Genomic DNA, 18148 nt, shown 5'->3' on the forward strand with positions numbered 1-18148 from the left:
GGCCACCGGTGACGGGCGGCTGGGCCCGGAGGAATGGACCGCTGCCGCGGGGGCAGGCGCACGGTGCGGCCGGGGCGGGCCCGGCCGCACCCGAGAGGAGACCCGGATGAGCATGGTGAAGGAGTCCGTGGACGTGGACGTCCCCGTGCACGCGGCCTACAACCAGTGGACGCTGTTCGAGGAGTTCCCGCGCTTCATGGAGGGCGTCGACTCGGTGACCCAGCTGGACGACCGCCACAACCACTGGCGCACCAGCATCGGCGGTGTCACCCGCGAGTTCGACACCGAGATCGTCGACCAGAAGCCCGACGAGCGGATCGCCTGGCGGACCGTCGGCGGTGAGGTCGACCAGAAGGGCGTGGTGAGCTTCCAGGAGATCGACCAGGGGCACACCCGGGTCGCGATGGCGATCGACTTCCAGCCCGAGGGCATGATGGAGAAGGCCGCCGACGTCACCGGGGCGGTCGACCGCCGGGTGAAGGGGGACCTGAAGCGGTTCAAGGAGTTCATCGAGGAGCGCGGCCGGGCCGAGGGCGGCTGGCGGGGGCGGATCAGCCCCGCCTGAGCCCGTTGCCGACGCTCAGCGCCACCGGCCGCCGGGAGACCCTCCCGGCGGCCGGTCGACGTCCGGGCCGCGCCGGACCAGGCTCCGCCGACGCGCATGGCCCGGCGCCCGACGGGTACCCGCCGACCCCGGGGCGCGCGACCGCGCACCCCGTCGGCCATCCCGCGGACGAGGAGGAGACATGACCGAGCACGGCAAGGTCCTGGCGATCGTGACGAACTACGGCGTCGAACAGGACGAACTGCTCGTTCCCGTACGGCACCTGCGCGAGAACGGCATCCACGTCGACATCGCCGCCCCCGACCGGAGCGAGATCCGCACCCTGGTCGGGGACAAGGAGCCCGGCGAGACCGTCCACCCGACACTGACCCTCGACGAGGTCGACGCGGCGGGCTACGACCTGCTGCTGATCCCGGGCGGCACCATCAACGCGGACACCCTCAGGCTCCAGCGGCGGGCCGTCGACACGGTGCTCGCCTTCACCACCTCCGGGCGGCCCGTCGCCGCCATCTGCCACGGCCCGTGGCTGCTGGTCGAGGCGGGCGTCGCCCACGGCAAGCGGCTCACCTCCTACCCGTCGCTGCGCACCGACCTGGCCAACGCCGGCGCCACCTGGGCCGACGAACCGCTGGTCACGGACGACGCGGACGACTGGCGGCTGATGACGTCCCGCAACCCCGGCGACCTGGAGGACTTCCTGCGGGGCATCGACACCGCGCTGGCCGCCCGCGCCCGGGCCGCCGAGGTCCGCTGAGCCCCGGACGGCCGTTTGTCCCCGGGGCTCCCGGGGACACGCAGGGGCGGCGGGCGCCCGGCGCGGAGGCGGGCCCACGGCACGTGCCGGCGAGCCGGCCGCCGTCCCGGCCGCCGTCCCGGCCAGGACACAGAACGGAGCATCCGCCGTGCAGCACGACGAAGACCTGCTGGAGCAGCTGACCGCCGACCACCGGGCCGTGCTGGTCCACTTCAGCGAACTCAGCGGCATCCCCGCCGGGGACCCGCAGCGCAAGGACCTGACCGACCTCGTGACCGATCAACTGGTGCGCCACACCCGGGCCGAGGAGCAGCACCTCTATCCGCTCGCCCGCGACCGGCTGGCCGACGGGCCGGCCGTGGTGGAGCGCGAACTCGCCGACCACCGAGCGGTGGAGGCCCTGCTGGACGAGCTCCGCCCGTCCCACGTCACGTCGCCCCGTTTCGACCGGCTGGTCGCCCGCCTGGTCGAGGAGGTCACCCGGCACGCCGGCGAGGAGGAGGCGCGGCTCTTCCCGGCCGTACGGGCCGTGACGAGCGAGGACGAACTGCGCGACCTCGCCGTCCGGGCGCGGGAGACGAAGGAGGCCTCGACCGGCCGGCCCCGCCACCAGCCGCCCGCCGAACGCCCGCCGGACCGCCTGCCGCCCCCCGAGCGCTCGGCCGTGGAGCGGATGCGGGACTTCCTGGCGCCGGGAGGCCCGCACTGAACCCGCACTGAACCCCCGTGGCCCCGGCGCGGCACAGCCGCTCGTGACCGCCGCTCGTGACCGTCGCTCGTGACCGTCGCTCGTGACGGCTGCTCGTGCGGACGGCGGCCGATCAGGCGCGGGGCCTTCCCGTCCTGCGGGGCCTTTCCGCCCCACGGGGCCCTCCCGTCCACTCCAGCAGCCGCTCGCGCGTCCAGGTGGTGACCAGCCGCTCGGGCCCGAGGCCGAGGCGCGCCGTACGGGCGTAGCCGGAGGTGAGCCAGTGGAGTTGGTCGGGCGCGTGGGCGTCCGTGTCGACGGCGAACAGGCAGCCCGCCTCGGCGGCCAGGCGCAGCAGGTCGTCGGGCGGGTCGCGGCGCTCGGGGCGGCAGTTGACCTCCACCGCCGTCCCGCTCGCGGCGCAGGCGGTGAAGACCTCCTCGGCGTCGAAGCCGGACGGCGGGCGGCCGCGGCCGGTGATGATCCGCCCGGTGCAGTGCCCCAGGACGTTCGTGCGGGGGTGGCGGACGGCGGCCAGCATCCGGGCGGTCATCGGCCCCGGCTCGGAGCGCAGCTTCGAGTGCACGGAGGCCACCACCAGGTCGAGCCGGTCGAGGAGCTCGGGCCGCTGGTCGAGGGAGCCGTCCTCCAGGATGTCGCACTCGATCCCGGTCAGCAGCCGGAACGGGCCGTTGCGGGCGTTCCACGCCGCGACGGCGTCGAGCTGCTCCTCCAGGCGTTCGGGACTGAGCCCGTGCGCGACGGTCAGCCGCGGGGAGTGGTCGGTGAGCACCGCCCAGTCGTGCCCGAGGTCGCGGGCGGCGGCGGCCATCTCCTCGAACGGGTGGCCGCCGTCGGACCAGTCGGAGTGCAGGTGGCAGTCGCCCCGGGCCGCCGCCGCCAGGGCCCATCCGGCCGCCGCGGCCGGCCCGGCCTGCTCCTCCAGCCGGGCCAGGTAGGGCGGTGTCCGGCCGGTCGAGGCCTGGGCGATCACCTCGGAGGTGACCGGCCCGACACCCGGCAGGCGGCGCGCCCGCTCGGCGTCCACCGGGCCGGGCGGCAGGCCGCGGACGGCCTCGGCGGCCGTGTGGAACGCCCGGACCCGGTAGGGCGAGGCGCCCTGCCACTCCAGGAGGAAGGCGATCCGCCGCAGGGCCCGGGCCGGGTCCGGGGCGCCCTCCCCGCCGTGCGGCGGGGCGGTCACGGAGGGTGCGGGGCGCGGGCCCGGTGCGTCGGTCGGCATGCCGGGCGTCTTGCCGGGCACCGGCCGTTCCAATCGCCGCCCCCGCCACGGAGCGTGTAGCCGGGCCCCCTCCGGGCAGGCGCCCGGCAGGACCGGTTCGGGAGCCCGGACCGGGTGAGGAGGCCGGGATGGACCGCTTCCGGCGCGTGCGGCTGCCGGGGCCGATCGGTGGGGCGGGCCCGGGCGGCGGGGCGGTGCCCCCCGGCGGGTCGGCGCCCTGCGCCGACGTGCCCTTCGCGGGGCCGAGGCCGGACGAGACCAAGCGGTTCGTGTTCTCCGGCCGGGCCGGCGCCGTGCGGGCGGGCCGTGACTTCAGCCGGGACGCCCTGTGGTCCTGGCACTGGCTGCCGGCCCCGGACGAGGAACGGCTGGCGGTGGCCGAGGACGTCCTGCTGATGGTCGCCGAACTGGTCACCAACGCCTGCCTGCACACCCGGGCCGGGCCGGCCGAGCTGCGGCTGCGCTGGAACGGCCGCCGGTTGCGGGCGGAGGTCTCGGACGCCAGCCCGGTGCTGCCGCAGCTGCGCCGGCACCCCGACCCGGGCCGTCCGGGGCGCCAGGGCCTGCGGGTGGTGGAGCGGCTGGCGGGGGCGTGGGGCTGCGTGCCCGAGGACGGGGGCAAGGTGGTCTGGCTGGAGGTCGCGCTCCCGCCGCGCCCGCCGAGCCGCCGCGGGCGCACCCCGTGACCGGCCGGGCCCGCCGAGCCGCCGCGGGCGCGCACCCCGGCCGCCGGGCCCCGGTCCGCCACCGGCGTTAGCGCTCGCGGATCCGGGGTAGCCGCAGCCGCGGACCACGGGGGACCGACGTTGTGAGGAGCGGACGGATGGACGGGCGTGAGCAGGCCGAGCTGCGCGGGATCGAACGGGGGCTGCACCGGGACCGTGTCCTGGAGCTGCGGCTGCGCATCCTCGGGCTCCGGCTGCGCGGCCGGGCCTGGGAGGTGCTGCGCGGCGTGCGGCCGCGGACCGTCCTGGCGCTCGTGCTGCTGTCGCTGGGCCTGCTCGCGGCGGGCCTGGGAACGAGCGAGGCACCGTTCCTGTGGATCTTCACGGGCTGCTGGGCCCTGACCCTGACCATCGCCTTCGCGGTGCTCTGCGCCTGCGCCGACGGCCGCCGGGAGGAAGGGTGAGCGCGCTGCCCGCCCCGCGCGGTCCGCTGTCGGCGGCCGTCCTGGCGCTGTTGACCTCCGGACCGCCCGGAGCGGGCCGGCTGCTCACGCCGCCCGGACCGTTCGACGACCCGTGGGGCGAGGACCACCAGCTGGCCCTGCACCTGTGCTACGAACTCCACGGCCGAGGGCTGCCGGGAGTCTCGGACGGCTGGGAGTGGGAGCCCGAACTCCTCGGGCTCCGGCGTGAGTTGGAGCGGGCGTTCCTGGCCGCGGTGCGCGCGGAGGCGGAGCCCGTGCCGCCCCTGCCGGAGGCGCTGGAGGCCCTGCTCACGGAGCCGACCGACGGCACCGGGCCCTCGTACTTCCTGCGGGCCGAGGGCGAGCGCCGGCACGCCCGCGAGTACCTGGTGCACCGCTCCGTCTACCACCTCAAGGAGGCGGACCCGCAGCTGTGGATGCTGCCGAGGATCCACGGGTCCGCGCAGGCGGTGCTGACGGCGATCCTCTACGACGAGTACGGCGCCGGGCGACCGGACCGGGCGCACGCCCTGCTGTTCGCCCGGATGATGGCCGCCTTCGGCCTCGACCCCGAGTACGGGCACTACCTCGACCTCGTCCCGGCGCCGACCCTGGCGGTGGTCAACCTGATGACGCTCTTCGGCCTGCACCGGGCGCTCGTCGGTGCGGCCGTCGGCCACTTCGCCACCGTCGAGATCACCTCCTCTCCCGGCTCGGCCCGGCTCGCGGCCGCCCTGGAACGGCTCGGCGGCGGCCCGGACGGCACCCTCTTCTACCGCGAGCACGTCGAGGCGGACGCCGTCCACGAGCAGCTGGTGCGCCGCGGGGTCGTCGAGGAACTGGTCGCCGCCGAGCCGCGGACGGCCCGGGACGTGGCGTTCGGCATCGCCGCGGCCGGGGTGGTCGACGGGCGCTTCGCGGACCACCTGATGGACCACTGGCGGGCAGGTCGCAGCTCGCTGCGCTCACCGCTGGCGGAGGACGACGGCCGGGGCGCCTGGGCCTGAGGCGGGCGCGCCCGCGGTGGTGCTGCGTGCCCGGTCACCACGGCGGGCCCGAGCGGTCGTCGCGCGCCCGGGCGTCCGGTGGGGACGTCCTCCACCGGCCCGAGGCCGACCGAGTCGGCGGGTGGCGTCCGGGGCGCGGCGGCGGCCCTGCCGGACGGCGGGCCCCGAGCCGGAGGGACCGGCTCGGGGCCCGGTGCGTGCGTGTCCGGGCGGGCGGTCAGCCGGCGCCCGGCAGCCGGATCTCCAGGTGTCCGGAGAGGATCCGGGTCTCCAGGACCGGCTGGGGCGCGGTGGCCGGGCCGCACACCACCTCGCCGTCCCGCAGCCGGAACGTGCTGCCGTGCCACGGGCAGCGCAGGCAGCCATCGACCAGTTCGCCCTCGGACAGCGGCCCGGACAGGTGGGTGCAGCGTTCCGCCAGGACATGGCAGTCCTGGCCCTCGCGGACCACGACCACGGCCAGTTCACCGGCCGTCGCCCGCACGGGCGTCCCCTCCGGGAAGTCCTCGACCTCGCCGATGGCGACCCAGTCCGCGGGCGCCAGCCGGGGCACGGCGGCGGCCCGGTCGGGCCCGGCGGCCTGCCGGTAGGCCAGGTGCCCGCCGAGCGAGGCCGCGGCCGAGACGGTGGCCGCCCCGGCCAGGCCGAGCAGTCGGCCGCGGCCCCGGTGCCCCTTGCAGCGGGCCACGAGCGAGCCCGCGTACAGCAGCAGGCCGGTGGTGTTGCCGAGCGCGTGCACCAGGCCGGTGCGGCGGCGCGGCGGGTCGAGCCGGGCCCAGTCCACCCAGCCGCTGAGCGCGGTGGGCGCGGCGGTCAGCAGCCCGGCCGCCACCAGGGCGTCGGCGGGCCGGCGCGCGCCCGGGAAGAAGTCCAGCACGGCGGCGGACGTCCAGAACCCGACCGGCAGCTGCACCATCGCGGGGTGGAGCGGGTGGCCGAGCCAGACGCCGTGCAGGGCGTCCCGGTACGGCCCGAGGGGGAGGGCCTCGACCGCTGCGGCGATCCGTTGGGCCGGGGCGTCCAGGGCCTCCCAGCGCTCCGGTGCGTCCAGGGCCCGGCGCAGTCGGCGGGACCACCGGCGGGTGTGCAGGGGTGTGTTTTCCATACCGGAGCGGCTAGCCGCGCGCGGCACCGGCAAACCCGCGACGGCGGACGGGCCATGGGGGCAGGCCCGGACCTGGGACAGCTCCCGCCCCGCTCCCCGTCGTGGACGTCCACGTCGTCCTGCGCACCCCGGACGGCAAGGTCCTGCCGTCCCAGCGCGGCGGCCCGTACGGCTACGGCCAGGGGCACGCCCCCAGCGGCAAGCTCGACCCCGGCGAGAAGCCCGCCGACGGCGCCGCCCGCGAACTGGCGGAGGAGACCGGCATCGCCGTCGCCCCGGCCCACCTGCGCCTCGCCTACACCGTCCTGCACCGCCAGGACCCGGCGACCCTGCGCCTCGGGCTGTTCTACCTCGCCGCCGAGTGGCAGGGGGAGCCGGCCAACCGCGAGCCCGACAAGTGCCTGGACCTGCGCTGGTTCACCGAGGACGGCCTGCCCGACGACCTGATCCCGTACCCGGCCGCCGGCATCCGCGGTGCCCTCACCGACCCGGGCGGCCTGGTCCACCACGGCTGGCCGCCCGCGTGACGGCCCCGGCCCCACCCGTGTCCGCCCGCTGCCCCGTGCCGTCCGGCCGCCTGACCTCGCCGCCGGCAGCAGCACGGGCGGCGGGGTGGACGTGGCGGGGGTGCTCGACCACCCCCGCGGACACGGCCCGGGTGGACACCGCGCCCACCGCGCGGCGAGCTCCCCCACCCCGAGAGCCCACCCTCCGCGGAACCGGCGTCTGCGGCGGCGCGGGCCGCTTCGGCCGGCCCGGCACCCGGCAGGACACCGACGGGGGCTGCTGCGCGGCCCCCGCCGCCGCGCCCGTCACGGTCGCCACCGGCGCCCCCGTCGAGCAGGCCCCTGCCGGAGGCTGGGCGCCGGGCCTTCGCCCGACCGACGGCGCGGCGCCGCCGGGCGGCGGGTTTGTATCCGGTGGGTATCAGGGAGCGCTCCGTCGTCCGTCGAACCGGTGCGCCTGCCCCCGGCGGTGAGGGGCCCGGAGCGAGCCGGGCGGCCCCGGGCCCGGGGCCGCCCGGGCCGCGCGACCCGGTCCCACCTGCGCGTTCTCGGACGGAGGGCCGCTGAAGGGGTGCCGCCGGTCCGTCGTGCGACGCGGTCGTCGCGTCCGGTGCGCCTGCCGTATCGTTCCTTCCGGGTCGCCGGCCGTGCGTGAGCGCACGGGGGACCGGTGCCTCACCCGGCCCGTCCGAACAGGAGTCTTTCCCCGTGTCCCCGTCCGCCCCGGCTCCGGCCTCTGCGCGCCCGGTCCGCGTGCTCCTGGTGGAGGACGACGACCTGATGCGCCGTTCCTTCGCCGTCGCCCTGGAGCGCTACGGCTACCGGGTCGAGACCGCGCAGGACGGCCTCGGGGGGCTGGAGCTCTTCCGCGACGACAGCTTCGACCTGCTGATCCTGGACGTGATGCTGCCCGGTCTGGACGGGATCGGCCTGTGCCGCAGGGTCCGGGAGACCAGCCTGGTGCCGATCCTGATGATGTCCGCCCGCGGGGAGGGGCTCGACGTCGTCGCCGGCCTGGAGGCCGGGGCGGACGACTACGTGGTCAAACCCGTGGACACCTACGTACTCGTGGCGCGCATCCGCTCGCTGCTGCGGCGGGCGACCTACCCGCCTGCCCCGGGCCCCTCGCCCGCCCCGGGCCTCGGGCCCGCCGCAGGCCCCGGGCCCGCCGCGGGCGAGGGGCCGCCGCCCGGGGGAGACCTGCTGGTCTTCGGGGACCTGGCCATCGACACCGGCGGCATGGAGGTGACCGTCTCCGGAAGCCCGGTGGCGCTGACCCCGACCGAGCTGAAGCTGCTGCTGGAGTTCGCCGCCCACCCGGGCCTCGTGCTGGAGCGGCACACCCTGCTGCGCAACGTCTGGGAGTACGGCTGGGACGGCGACAGCCGCGTCGTGGACCTGTGCGTGCAGCGGCTGCGCAGGAAGGTGGGCCGGGAGCGGATCGAGACGGTCCGCGGCTTCGGCTACAAGTTCAGGCGCTGAGGCCGGTGCGCCCGTTCCACCGGCTGCGGCCCGCCCGCGTGCCCCTGCGCTGGAAGATCGCCGCGCTGGCCGCCGCCACCGCGTGCCTGGTGGCGGTGGCGGTGAGCGTGCTGGTGCACCTGTGGACGGCGCAGGACATCCGCGACCGGGCCGAAGCGCGCGCCTTCAACACCGTGTACTCGGCCGTGGATGCCTACCGGCGCACCGGAACGCTGACCGGCGGCGCCGAGCTCGATCCCGCCGAGCTGCCCGCCGCGCTGCGCCACCCGGCCGACGGCGACCGGCACACGGCCTACGACGGGCGCGTCGACGGGAACCTGGGGCCGAGCGTCTGGGCCGCCCAGCGGGTCGGCGGCCCGGGCAGCCCGGTGCTGGCCGTCCGGGCCAACATGAGCGGGGAGCTCCACGGGCTGCGCCGACTGGACGCGAGCATGGCGGTGGCCTCGCTGGTCGCGCTCGCGGCGGCCGTCCCGGTGGCGGTGTACGGGGCCGGGCTGGTCGGCCGCCGGCTGCGGCGGGTCTCCGAGACCGCGGGCCGGATCTCCGCCGGCGACCTGGATGCCCGGACCGGGCCCACCACGGGGCGCGACGAGGTGGCCGACATCGCCGCCACCGTGGACCTCATGGCCGACAGCCTCGGCCGGCGGCTGCGCGCCGAGCGCCGGTTCACCGCGGACGTGGCCCACGAACTGCGCACCCCCGTCGGCGGTCTGCTGGCCGCCGCCGACCTGCTGCCGGCCGGTGAGACGGAGGACCTGCTGCGGGCCCGGGTGCGCGACCTGCGCGGCCTGGTCGAGGACCTGCTGGAGATCTCCCGGCTCGACGCGGGAGTCGAACAGCCGGTCCGCACCCGGGTGCCGCTCGATGCCGTCGTCGCCGAGGCCGTGGCGCGCACCGGACTCGCCGCGTCGGTCACGGGCAGCGGCGCGGGGAACGCGCCGACCGCCGGGCCCGCGGCGGCCGTGGAGACCGACCCGCGCCGCCTTGAGCGGATCGTCGGCAACCTGGTCGTCAACGCCCACCGGCACGGGCGTGCCCCGGTCGAGGTCACCGTCGGGGACCGGACGGTCAGCGTGCGCGACCACGGCCCCGGCTTCCCCGCGGACCTGCTGCGCGACGGCCCGCGCCGCTTCCACACGGATGCGGCGGGCCGGGGGGCGGGCCACGGCCTGGGCCTGACCATCGCGCTGGGCCAAGCCCAGGTCCTCGGCGCCGAGCTGAGCCTGGACAACGCCCCGGACGGCGGCGCCGTCGCCACCCTGCGCCTGCCGGGCTGACCCTCCCCGCCCGTTCGGAGCCGGGCCCGCCCCTACGGAAGTGATACAGAGCGGCGCGGGCACCGATACACGGCGGCCCAGGGCCCGATACGTTCCCCGGACACCCTTCGGAGTGCACCTGCACCCCGCACCCCGCACCCGAAGAGGAACCCCCGTGATCGCCGAACCCTTCGCCCCGCACCCGCCGCACCCCCCGCACCCGACGACCGGGATCGCGGCCGCCGCCACCGGCCTGTCGAAGGTCTACGGCAGCGGCGACACCCGCGTGGTGGCCCTGGACCGGGTCGACATCGCCTTCCGCGAGGGCGAGTTCACCGCGATCATGGGCCCCTCCGGCTGCGGCAAGTCCACCCTGATGCACTGCCTCGCCGGGCTCGACTCGGTCAGCTCCGGCTCCGTCCGCGTCGGCACCACCGAACTGAGCACGCTCGACGACCGGCAGCTCACCGCGCTGCGCCGCGACCGGATCGGCTTCGTCTTCCAGGCGTTCAACCTGCTGCCGACGCTGACCGCGCTGGAGAACATCACGCTGCCGCTGACCATCGCCGGACGCCGCCCCGACCGGCGGTGGCTGGACCGCGTGGTCTCCATGGTCGGTCTCTCCCAGCGGCTGGACCACCGGCCCGGACAGTTGTCCGGCGGGCAGCAGCAGCGCGTCGCGGTGGCCCGCGCGCTGGTCTCCCGCCCCGCGATCGTCTTCGGCGACGAGCCCACCGGCAACCTCGACTCCCGGGCGGGGACCGAGGTCCTCGGCTTCCTGCGCGACTCGGTGCGGGAACTGGGCCAGAGCGTCGTCATGGTCACCCACGACCCGGTCGCCGCGGGCTTCGCCGACCGCGTGGTCTTCCTCTCCGACGGCCGCCTGGTCGACGAGATGGCACACCCCGCCCCGGACCGGGTCCTGGACCGGATGAAGGGCTTCGACGCCCGCTCCCGCACCACCTGACCCGGCCTCAGCCGGCACCGGCCCGCGTCCCGCTCGCACCCGTCGGCCCGCATGCCGCTCGCGCCCGCCGGCCCCGCCACCCGTCCCCACGGGCCCGCGGCGCACCTACCCGCATCCCACGCTCCCGAAAGCCGCCCATGCTGAGAACAGCCCTGCGCAACGTCCTGGCGCACAAGGCCCGTCTGGCCATGACCGTCCTCGCGGTCTGCCTAGGGGTCGCGTTCGTCTGCGGCACCCTCGTCTTCGCGGACTCCTCCGCCGCGGCCTACCGCGCCGCCGCGTCGAAGAACTTCGCGGACACCGCCGTCACCGTGACCCCGAAAGCGCCCCGGCCCGGGGCCGCCGCGGACGAAGGAGCCGCAGCGCTCGACGACGCGCTCGCACGGAAGCTGGCGAATGTGCCCGGTGTCGCCGCCGTACGGCCCGGCGCCGACGGCTCGGCGACCCTGAACGCCGCGGACGGCACCCCGCTGCGCGCCGGCCGGGCGTGGGCGAACCTGGCCGCCGCCTACACGCCGGGCAGCGACGGCAAGGACAGCCGCTACCCGCTGGCCCGGGGCCGAGCCCCCCGCGACGGCGACGAACTCGCCGTGGACAGCGCCACCGCCGCCGCCGGCCGGTTCGGCATCGGCGACCGGGTCACGCTGGCCACCGGCGACCAGGTCATGACGAAGCGCCTCGTGGGCATCGTCACCACCAGGGACACGCGGGTGACCACCGGCGGCACCCTCACCCTGTTCGACAAGGAGACCGCCCAGCGGCTCTTCGCGTCCCCGGGCCACTACACCTCGATCGACCTGTCCGCCACGCCCGGCACCGGCCAGTCCGAGCTCTCCGAGCGGGTCACCGCCGTCCTCCCGGCCCACCGGGCCGAGGCCACCACCGGCGCCGCCCAGGCCGCCCGGCAGGCCGCCAGCGTGGACCTGCGGACCCGGGGCTACCAGAAGATGCCGAAGGTCTTCGCCGGGGTCGCGCTGTTCATCGGATCGTTCCTCATCGTCAACACCTTCACCATGCTCGTCACCCGGCGCACCCGCGAGATCGCGCTGCTGCGGGCGATCGGCGCCTCGCGCCGCCAGGTGGTCCGCTCCGTCCTCTGGGAGGCCGTCCTGGTCGGCCTCGCCGCGTCGGCGGCCGGCTACCTGCTCGGCCTCGGCATCGCCGCCGTCCTGCCCGACATCCTGAGCACCCCCCAGGACGCCCTGCCCCACGGCCCCCTGGTGATCGGCCCGCGGCCCGTCGCGGCAGCGCTCGGCGTGGGCGTGGGAGTCACGGTCCTCGCCGCCTGGCTGCCGTCCCGCAGGGCGGCGAAGATCGCCCCCGTCGAGGCGATGCGCTCGGCCGGGCAGCCGCCGTCCGCCAGCCGGTCCCGGGTCCGCGGCGCGGTCGGGCTGGCCCTGCTCGGCCTCGGCGCCGGGCTGCTGGTGTCGCTCACGGGGGCCGGGGACGCCTCCGAGGAGAACCTGCGAAGCGCGATGTGCGGCTGCGCCCTCCTCGTCATCGCCGTGGTGGTACTGGCGCCGCTGCTCGCCGCCCCCGTGATCCGGCTGAGCGGACGGCTGACCGGCCGCTTCGGGATCCCCGGCCGGCTCGCCCGCGAGAACGCGCTGCGGGACCCTCGGCGCACCGCGGCCACTGCCTCCGCCCTGATCGTCAGCACCGCACTGGTCGCCGGGCTCGCCGTCATCGGCGACTCCACCGGGCGGGCCCTCGACCGTCAGGCCGCGGCCGGCCTCACCGCCGACTACGTGATCACCACCCGCACCACCACGACCGCCATCGACCCGGCCGCCGTCCAGCGGGTGGCCGACACCTCGGGGGTGCGGACGGCGAGCGCCGTCGCCGACTCCGTCCTGACCGTCGGCGGCTCCGCCCGGCAGATCTCCGGCGTCGACCCCGACACGGTGGACTCCGTCATGAAGCTCGACTTCGTCAGCGGCTCCCTGAAGGGCCTCGGACCGGGCCGGATCGCCGTCTCCAGCACCGTCGCCCGGGAGCAGGGCGTGAGCGCGGGCGGCCGGCTCGACGCCCGGATGGGCTACGGCCAGGACACCAGGCCCTACACCGTCGTCGGCGTCTACCAGGACAACCCCACCGCCCACGACGCCCTGGGGGCCCGCGCCGAGGTGCAGCAGAATGGCTTCAAGCCCGGCTCCGTCCAGCGGATCCTCGTCCGCACCGACAGCGGCGCGGCCCCGAAGGCCACCGCGGACCGACTGCGCGCCGCCACGGGCAACAGCCCGCTGCTCCAGGTGAAGGACCGGCAGGAGCTCGTCGACGAGGCCGCCGGTGCCATGGGCGACCTGCTGACCCTGATGTACGGGCTGCTCGCCATCGGCGCCGTGATCTCCGCACTCGGCATCGTGAACACCCTGGCCATGTCGGTGGCGGAACGCACCCGCGAGATCGGCGTGCTGCGAGCCGTCGGCATGGACCGCACCGGCATCCGCCGGATGGTCCGCCTGGAGTCGGTGACCGTCGCCGCGTTCGGCACGCTCCTCGGCCTGGCGAGCGGACTGTTCGGCGCCTGGGCGGTCGGCTCGCTGGCCAACGGCGCGGTGGCGCGGTACTCCCTGGCGCTGCCCTGGGGGACGCTGCTCCTCGTGTGCCTGGTGTCCCTGGCGATCGGCGCGGTCGCGGCAGCCGTCCCGGCCCGCCGGGCGGCCGCCCTGAGCCCGCTGGAGGCCGTCGCGGAGAAGTGACGCAGGGCCCGCGACCCGCCGCGCCGCTCGCCCGCAACCGAGCCGACAGCGCAGGCGGCCGCGTCGAGAGCCTCCTCGCCGTCCTCCGTCGGTGCCCCGGAGCCTGTCCGGGGCACCGATGCCGTCCGCTCGCTGCCCGGAGACCCGCGCCGATCGCGCGGCCCCGGGCCCGGGCGGTCGGCTGCCGAAGGGAGAGTAGTCCCCCGCGCGCCGGGCGGATACGTCCTGGGCTGTGGCGTTGGGTTCAGGGTGCGCCAACCATTCGCGGCTTTCTGACAGACCCGGTCTCCGGACGCCGACGGAACGGGCGGGCGTCGCGCACCACGTACTCCTCGGCGAGGACTCCGAGTCGAGGGCTTCGAAGCGGACCGTTTTCGCCTCGTCCGCCTGCTGGGCGTCGTGGTTGCGGCAACGGGTCGTCTTCCGCGACCCCGCCCGGGCCCTGCCCCGTTCGGCGTGTTCGTCGACAGCGCGAGCGGTGGGCATGAAGGTGTTTTCCGAAGGCTGCGAGTCCGGCGAGGAACTTCGTCGAAAACCAGTGGTGCGTATGCGGGAGACCACACACACTTGCTGACCATGTCCCAGAAGCCTCCTGCCGGCCCGCTGTGTACACGTCCGTCCCTCGCCACCGGGCTGCGTGACCTCGGCCTTCGCTCCGGCGAGACCGTGCTCGTGCACTCCTCCCTGAGGTCGTTCGGCTGGGTCTGCGGGGGTCCCGTCGCCGTCGTCCAGGCGCTGCTCGACGTGCTCGGCGAGGACGGGACGCTCGTGGTGCCGACGCAGACCTCGGACAACTCGGATCCCGCGGGCTGGGGGAACCCGCCCGTCCCCGAGTCGTGGTGGGCGGACATCCGGGCATCGACGCCGCCGTACGACCCGCACACCACACGCACCAGCGGCGTCGGCGTCATCCCCGAAACCGTCCGTACCTGGCCGGGCGCCCTGCGCAGTGCCCACCCGCAGACCTCCTTCGCCGCGATCGGCCCCCGTGCCGCCGAAATCGTGGACGGCCACGCCCTGGACTGCATGTTCGGCGAGCACAGCCCGTTGGCCCGTCTGGAGGAGGCGGGAGCCCGGGTCCTCCTCCTCGGCGTGGGCTTCGAGACATGCACGGCTTTCCACCTGGCCGAGTACCGGATCTCCTCTCCCCGGGCCGACAACTCCTTCGCGGTCATGTCGCCGCAGGGCCGGAAGTGGAGCACCGTACGTGACGTCTCGGTCAGCGCCGACGATTTCGGCGCTCTGGGCGAAGCCTTCGAGCAGACGCATCCGGTGGGACGCGGCACGGTGGGGGCGGCGCAATGCCGCCTCTTCGCCCTGCCCGACGCCGTCGCGTTCGCCGAGGTCTGGTTGACGGAGCACCGGTCCTGCCAGTGAGGGGCAGCGGAGCCCGCGAGGCGGGTGGCGGTACGGCAGACGTCACCGAACCTCCGGCCTCGACGCCCGCCGCAGGGCGGGGAGACCGTCAACGGCAGACAACCCGTCAGCCGCACCCGGTCCTCCCGGACCGCCCCGACATCTCCAAGGACCCCCATGCCGCAGCACCAGAACCTCCCCGCCGTCCGCCCCATCGCCGACACCGACGTCCCCACCGCGGTCGACACTCTCACCCGGGCCTTCACCGGCGACCCCTACATCCGGCACGTGATCGCGGCCGACGGCCACGAGGAGCGGATCCGGCGCTTCCAGGAGCTCTGCCTGACCCGCATCGGGATACCGTACGGGCGCGTATGGGTCGCAGACGAGGGCCGCGCCGTCGCCGCCTGGAGCACCCCGGACCAGGACCCGTCGCCCGCCTTCGAAGGGATCGGCGCGCTGCTCGGCGACCTCGCCGGCCACCGGGCAGCCGCCTACGAGGTCGCGGAGCAGGCCGTCGAGCCCCACCGGCCAGAGGAGCCGGCGTGGTTCCTCAACACGGTCGCCGTCGCCCCCGAAGCCCAGGGGCGTGGCCTCGGCAGCCGGGTGCTGGCCTCCGGCATCGAGGCAGCCGCGCGCGAGGGGTACCCGGCGTTCCTGGAGACCTCCACGGAACGCAACGTCGCGTTCTACGAGCGCCTCGGCTTCGAGGTCACCGCCGAGGTACCCCTGCCCGAGGGCGGCCCCCGTATCTGGTGCCTGCGCAGGAACCCCGGCCAGGGGCCGACGCGAACGCGCTGATCACCGGCCGCCGTTGGGCCCGGAGGGCCCGCCGCCCGCCCGGGACCACGGTCCCGGGCGGGCGGGGTGACGCCTGCGGCGACGGCGACGCACCGGCAGCGGCCTGGCCGGGTCCGAGACCGAGGCTTGGCCGCCGGGCCGGGGAAGGGGCGGGTGCTCGCGCCCGGGAGCCTGCGGCTCCACCCGGCCGTCTGGTGCCGGTGGGGCCGATAACCTCGTTCGCGCGACGGCGACGGCCCGGTCCGGTGGGCCTCGTGGTACGACGCGAGGGAGGTGACGGATGCCCGAGTTCTGGCACAGCGCCGCCGGGGCCGTGGTCAGCGCGCCGGGCCATCGAGCCGTCTGAGGACTGCCGTCAGCGCCCGGACGCGGTCGCTGCCCTGGGGGAGCAGGGGAAGGCACGCGCGCAGGCGTCTCACCGTGTCGAGCCGCACGTTCCCCGACCCGACGGCGTCGACGATCGAACCGACCGCATGGAAGGCCCAGTACTGGTTGAACGCGAGTTCCTCGGAGACCGCCGCCTCGACGAGTGCCGGCAGGAACTCCTCCTCCGGCCGGGCATACAGGCGGGCGTAGGCCGCCAGCCGGGTCCCGCCGTCGGACGAGGCGAGCGCGGAGGCGGTGTCGTAGCCGTCCACCAGTGGTGTGAGTCTGGCCAGCTCGGCGAAGAGCAGTTCCTGACGGTAGGTCCGCGCCGGCCCCGACGGCTCAGTGCGCCGCAGGGCCGTGAACTCGTCGACGAGACGGCCGACTTCCTCCTCCGCGGCGGCACTGGGAATGCCCTCGCCGCCGACCGCCAGGGCGACACGGGCCTGGCGGCTCGCGTCGTCCCCCGCCTGCCGGGCCTCCGCGGCCTGCTGTTCGACCGCTTCCACACGTTCCTGCAGCTGCCGGTACTGGAACTTGGCGCCCCCGGGCAGTTCGATGCTCTCGAAGAGGTCGCCCAGCCAAGGGACCACGGCTATCGCGGCCAGGACCAGCGTCGCACCGTCGATCTTCAGGTCCGGCCGGACGGTGTGGGCGACACCGGTCCCCAGCGCCCCGAGGGAGATGGCGGCAGCGACCAGCCCCCTCCGCCGCCCCTCGCGCACACCTTCCCGACCCCCCGTGTCAGTCATGCCCCCAGTATCCCAGACAGCGGCCCACCACCCCGCCGGTCCAGGGCGACGGTGTCTGGACGTCTCGCCCCCTTTCTGTACGAGTCCCTATGTGGGATCAGGGCTATCCAACCCATCCTCCTGCGCCCGTGGTGTCGGCCGAATCTCCTGGACGGATAGAATCCTTTTCCCGCCCCACGAAAAGCGATCACGGACCTCTCCTGACCTATTTCCCGCCGGACGGGAAATGGGGCGAAAATTGCCGCCCTGGGTTGCCGGTCGGCAGCCGTCCGCCTCGCCATCAGCCATGGTCAGGACCGATGCGTGGGCCGCGTCGAAATATCACCTTGTACACGAAATAACACTTTAAAATATTATTCACTCGTTCGGATTCAATCTGTCTTTCCTGATGGGCCGTACGGGTAATTCACCGGCGGGGTGATTCGCACCCCGGCGGTTGAGCCGCAGCGCGGTCGGGCGAAGGCGTCGAGCGGCTTGGGCACTAGTTCGTCACGGTTGCCGAAGCAGTGCCGGGAGGAGTGGGGCCCGGGCAGTCGTGGCGGAGCTGACGTTCGCCCACAACGACACCAGCACCGGGAGTGTGCGCCATGTCCCCTGCCCAGAGGCGATTCGCCGACAGCGACTGCATCGCGTTGACCGGCAACGCCAACGCCGCCGACCCGCTCAAAGCCGAGGTGATCGTCGATCCGGCCGACTGCAACGCCCTCACCTGCACCGAGGCGGGCCTGCGAGTCCCGGAGACCCGGGTCGCCGGAGAAGCGGGCTGCGCGGGCGGCGACCCGGCCGACGGGACGATCGGCGTCGTCGTCGTGCCGCCCGCGGCCGGCGACTGCCCCCAGGTCTACACGGTCGGCGCCCACGCCATCATCGACCCGGCCGAATGCAACGCCCTCACCTCGACCAGGGCGGGCCTGCGCGTCCCGGAGACCCGCGTCGCCGGAGAAGCGGGCTGCGCGGGCGGCGACCCGGCCGACGGGACGATCGGCGTCGTCATCGTGCCGCCCGCGGCCGGCGACTGCCCCCAGGTCTACACGGTCGGCGCCCACGCCATCATCGATCCGACCGACTGCAACGCCCTCACCTCCACCAGGGCGGGCCTGCGCGTCCCCGAGACCCACGTCACCGGCGTCCCGGGCCCGGTCGGCGGCCACCCCGCCAACGGGACCATCGGCGTCAGCGTCACCCGACCCGGGGCGGGTGACTGTCCGCAGACGTACGCGGTGAGCGCCCACGCCATCATCGACCCGGCCGAATGCAACGCCCTCACCTCCACCGGCTCGGGCCTGCGCGTCCCGGAGACCCGGGTCACCGGAGAACCGGGCCGCGCGGACGGCCACCCGGCCGACGGCACGATCGGGATCGTCGTCACGCCTCCCGGGGCGGGTGACTGTCCGCAGACGTACGCGGTGAGCGCCCACGCCATCATCGACCCGGCCGAATGCAACGCCCTCACCTCCACCGGCTCGGGC

The 18148-nt window shown here is 75.5% G+C and carries 17 protein-coding genes; 14 read left to right on the top strand and 3 right to left on the bottom strand.

Annotated features, from left to right (window positions below):
- Positions 1–106 precede the first annotated feature (106 nt).
- The 3 genes from ACH5AR_RS33120 (at position 107) to ACH5AR_RS33130 (ending at position 2028) form a co-directional block, all read left to right on the top strand.
- A complete protein-coding gene (locus ACH5AR_RS33120; protein ID WP_396305233.1) occupies positions 107–565 on the top strand; it encodes an SRPBCC family protein in 459 nt (152 codons plus the stop codon).
- 181 nt (positions 566–746) lie between these two features.
- Positions 747–1319, top strand: a complete 573-nt coding sequence (locus ACH5AR_RS33125; protein ID WP_396305234.1) for a type 1 glutamine amidotransferase domain-containing protein — start codon at positions 747–749, stop codon at positions 1317–1319.
- Between the two features lie 148 nt (positions 1320–1467).
- Positions 1468–2028, top strand: coding sequence for a hemerythrin domain-containing protein (locus ACH5AR_RS33130; protein WP_396305235.1), 561 nt, complete (start codon positions 1468–1470; stop codon positions 2026–2028).
- Positions 2029–2140: 112 nt separating this feature from the next.
- Here the strand turns inward: ACH5AR_RS33130 and ACH5AR_RS33135 are convergent, their stop codons facing one another.
- Positions 2141–3250: a PHP domain-containing protein gene (locus ACH5AR_RS33135; protein WP_396305236.1), complete on the bottom strand. Its 1110-nt coding sequence runs from the start codon at positions 3248–3250 to the stop codon at positions 2141–2143.
- 128 nt (positions 3251–3378) lie between these two features.
- Here ACH5AR_RS33135 and ACH5AR_RS33140 point away from each other — a divergent pair, with 128 nt between their 5' ends.
- From ACH5AR_RS33140 to ACH5AR_RS33150, 3 genes are all read left to right on the top strand, one after another.
- Positions 3379–3936, top strand: coding sequence for an ATP-binding protein (locus ACH5AR_RS33140; RefSeq protein WP_396305237.1), 558 nt, complete (start codon positions 3379–3381; stop codon positions 3934–3936).
- Positions 3937–4073: 137 nt separating this feature from the next.
- On the top strand, positions 4074–4379 hold the full coding sequence (locus ACH5AR_RS33145; RefSeq protein WP_396305238.1) for a hypothetical protein: 306 nt from the start codon (positions 4074–4076) through the stop codon (positions 4377–4379).
- Complete coding sequence (locus ACH5AR_RS33150; protein WP_396305239.1) at positions 4376–5386, top strand: iron-containing redox enzyme family protein; 1011 nt, start codon at positions 4376–4378, stop codon at positions 5384–5386. The genes ACH5AR_RS33145 and ACH5AR_RS33150 overlap by 4 nt, the downstream gene beginning before the upstream one ends.
- Before the next feature lie 217 nt (positions 5387–5603).
- Here the strand turns inward: ACH5AR_RS33150 and ACH5AR_RS33155 are convergent, their stop codons facing one another.
- Positions 5604–6491, bottom strand: a complete 888-nt coding sequence (locus ACH5AR_RS33155; protein ID WP_396305240.1) for a Rieske 2Fe-2S domain-containing protein — start codon at positions 6489–6491, stop codon at positions 5604–5606.
- A gap of 101 nt (positions 6492–6592) precedes the next feature.
- Here ACH5AR_RS33155 and ACH5AR_RS33160 point away from each other — a divergent pair, with 101 nt between their 5' ends.
- The 7 genes from ACH5AR_RS33160 to ACH5AR_RS33190 all read left to right on the top strand — a co-directional run bounded on the left by ACH5AR_RS33160 (position 6593) and on the right by ACH5AR_RS33190 (position 15561).
- A complete protein-coding gene (locus ACH5AR_RS33160; RefSeq protein WP_396305241.1) occupies positions 6593–7018 on the top strand; it encodes an NUDIX domain-containing protein in 426 nt (141 codons plus the stop codon).
- 687 nt (positions 7019–7705) lie between these two features.
- Positions 7706–8479, top strand: a complete 774-nt coding sequence (cseB, locus tag ACH5AR_RS33165) for a two-component system response regulator CseB (RefSeq protein WP_396305242.1) — start codon at positions 7706–7708, stop codon at positions 8477–8479.
- Between the two features lie 5 nt (positions 8480–8484).
- Positions 8485–9756, top strand: coding sequence for a sensor histidine kinase (locus ACH5AR_RS33170; RefSeq protein ID WP_396305243.1), 1272 nt, complete (start codon positions 8485–8487; stop codon positions 9754–9756).
- A gap of 157 nt (positions 9757–9913) precedes the next feature.
- A complete protein-coding gene (locus tag ACH5AR_RS33175; RefSeq protein WP_396305256.1) occupies positions 9914–10702 on the top strand; it encodes an ABC transporter ATP-binding protein in 789 nt (262 codons plus the stop codon).
- 137 nt (positions 10703–10839) lie between these two features.
- Positions 10840–13404: an ABC transporter permease gene (locus tag ACH5AR_RS33180; RefSeq protein WP_396305244.1), complete on the top strand. Its 2565-nt coding sequence runs from the start codon at positions 10840–10842 to the stop codon at positions 13402–13404.
- A 576-nt stretch (positions 13405–13980) separates the two neighbouring features.
- A complete protein-coding gene (locus tag ACH5AR_RS33185; protein ID WP_396305245.1) occupies positions 13981–14781 on the top strand; it encodes an aminoglycoside N(3)-acetyltransferase in 801 nt (266 codons plus the stop codon).
- 156 nt (positions 14782–14937) lie between these two features.
- On the top strand, positions 14938–15561 hold the full coding sequence (locus tag ACH5AR_RS33190; RefSeq protein WP_396305246.1) for a GNAT family N-acetyltransferase: 624 nt from the start codon (positions 14938–14940) through the stop codon (positions 15559–15561).
- 317 nt (positions 15562–15878) lie between these two features.
- Here the strand turns inward: ACH5AR_RS33190 and ACH5AR_RS33195 are convergent, their stop codons facing one another.
- Positions 15879–16679 carry a hypothetical protein gene (locus tag ACH5AR_RS33195; protein WP_396305247.1) on the bottom strand — a complete coding sequence of 267 codons (801 nt, stop codon included), beginning with the start codon at positions 16677–16679 and terminating at the stop codon, positions 15879–15881.
- Positions 16680–17266: 587 nt separating this feature from the next.
- Between ACH5AR_RS33195 and ACH5AR_RS33200 the strand changes: the two genes are divergently transcribed.
- A partial coding sequence (locus tag ACH5AR_RS33200) for a hypothetical protein (protein ID WP_396305248.1) occupies positions 17267–18148 on the top strand: 882 nt, incomplete at its 3' end.

Origin of the sequence: Kitasatospora sp. NPDC018619, assembly GCF_044391605.1 — a bacterium.
In the GTDB taxonomy this organism is placed as follows: Bacteria; Actinomycetota; Actinomycetes; order Streptomycetales; family Streptomycetaceae; genus Kitasatospora.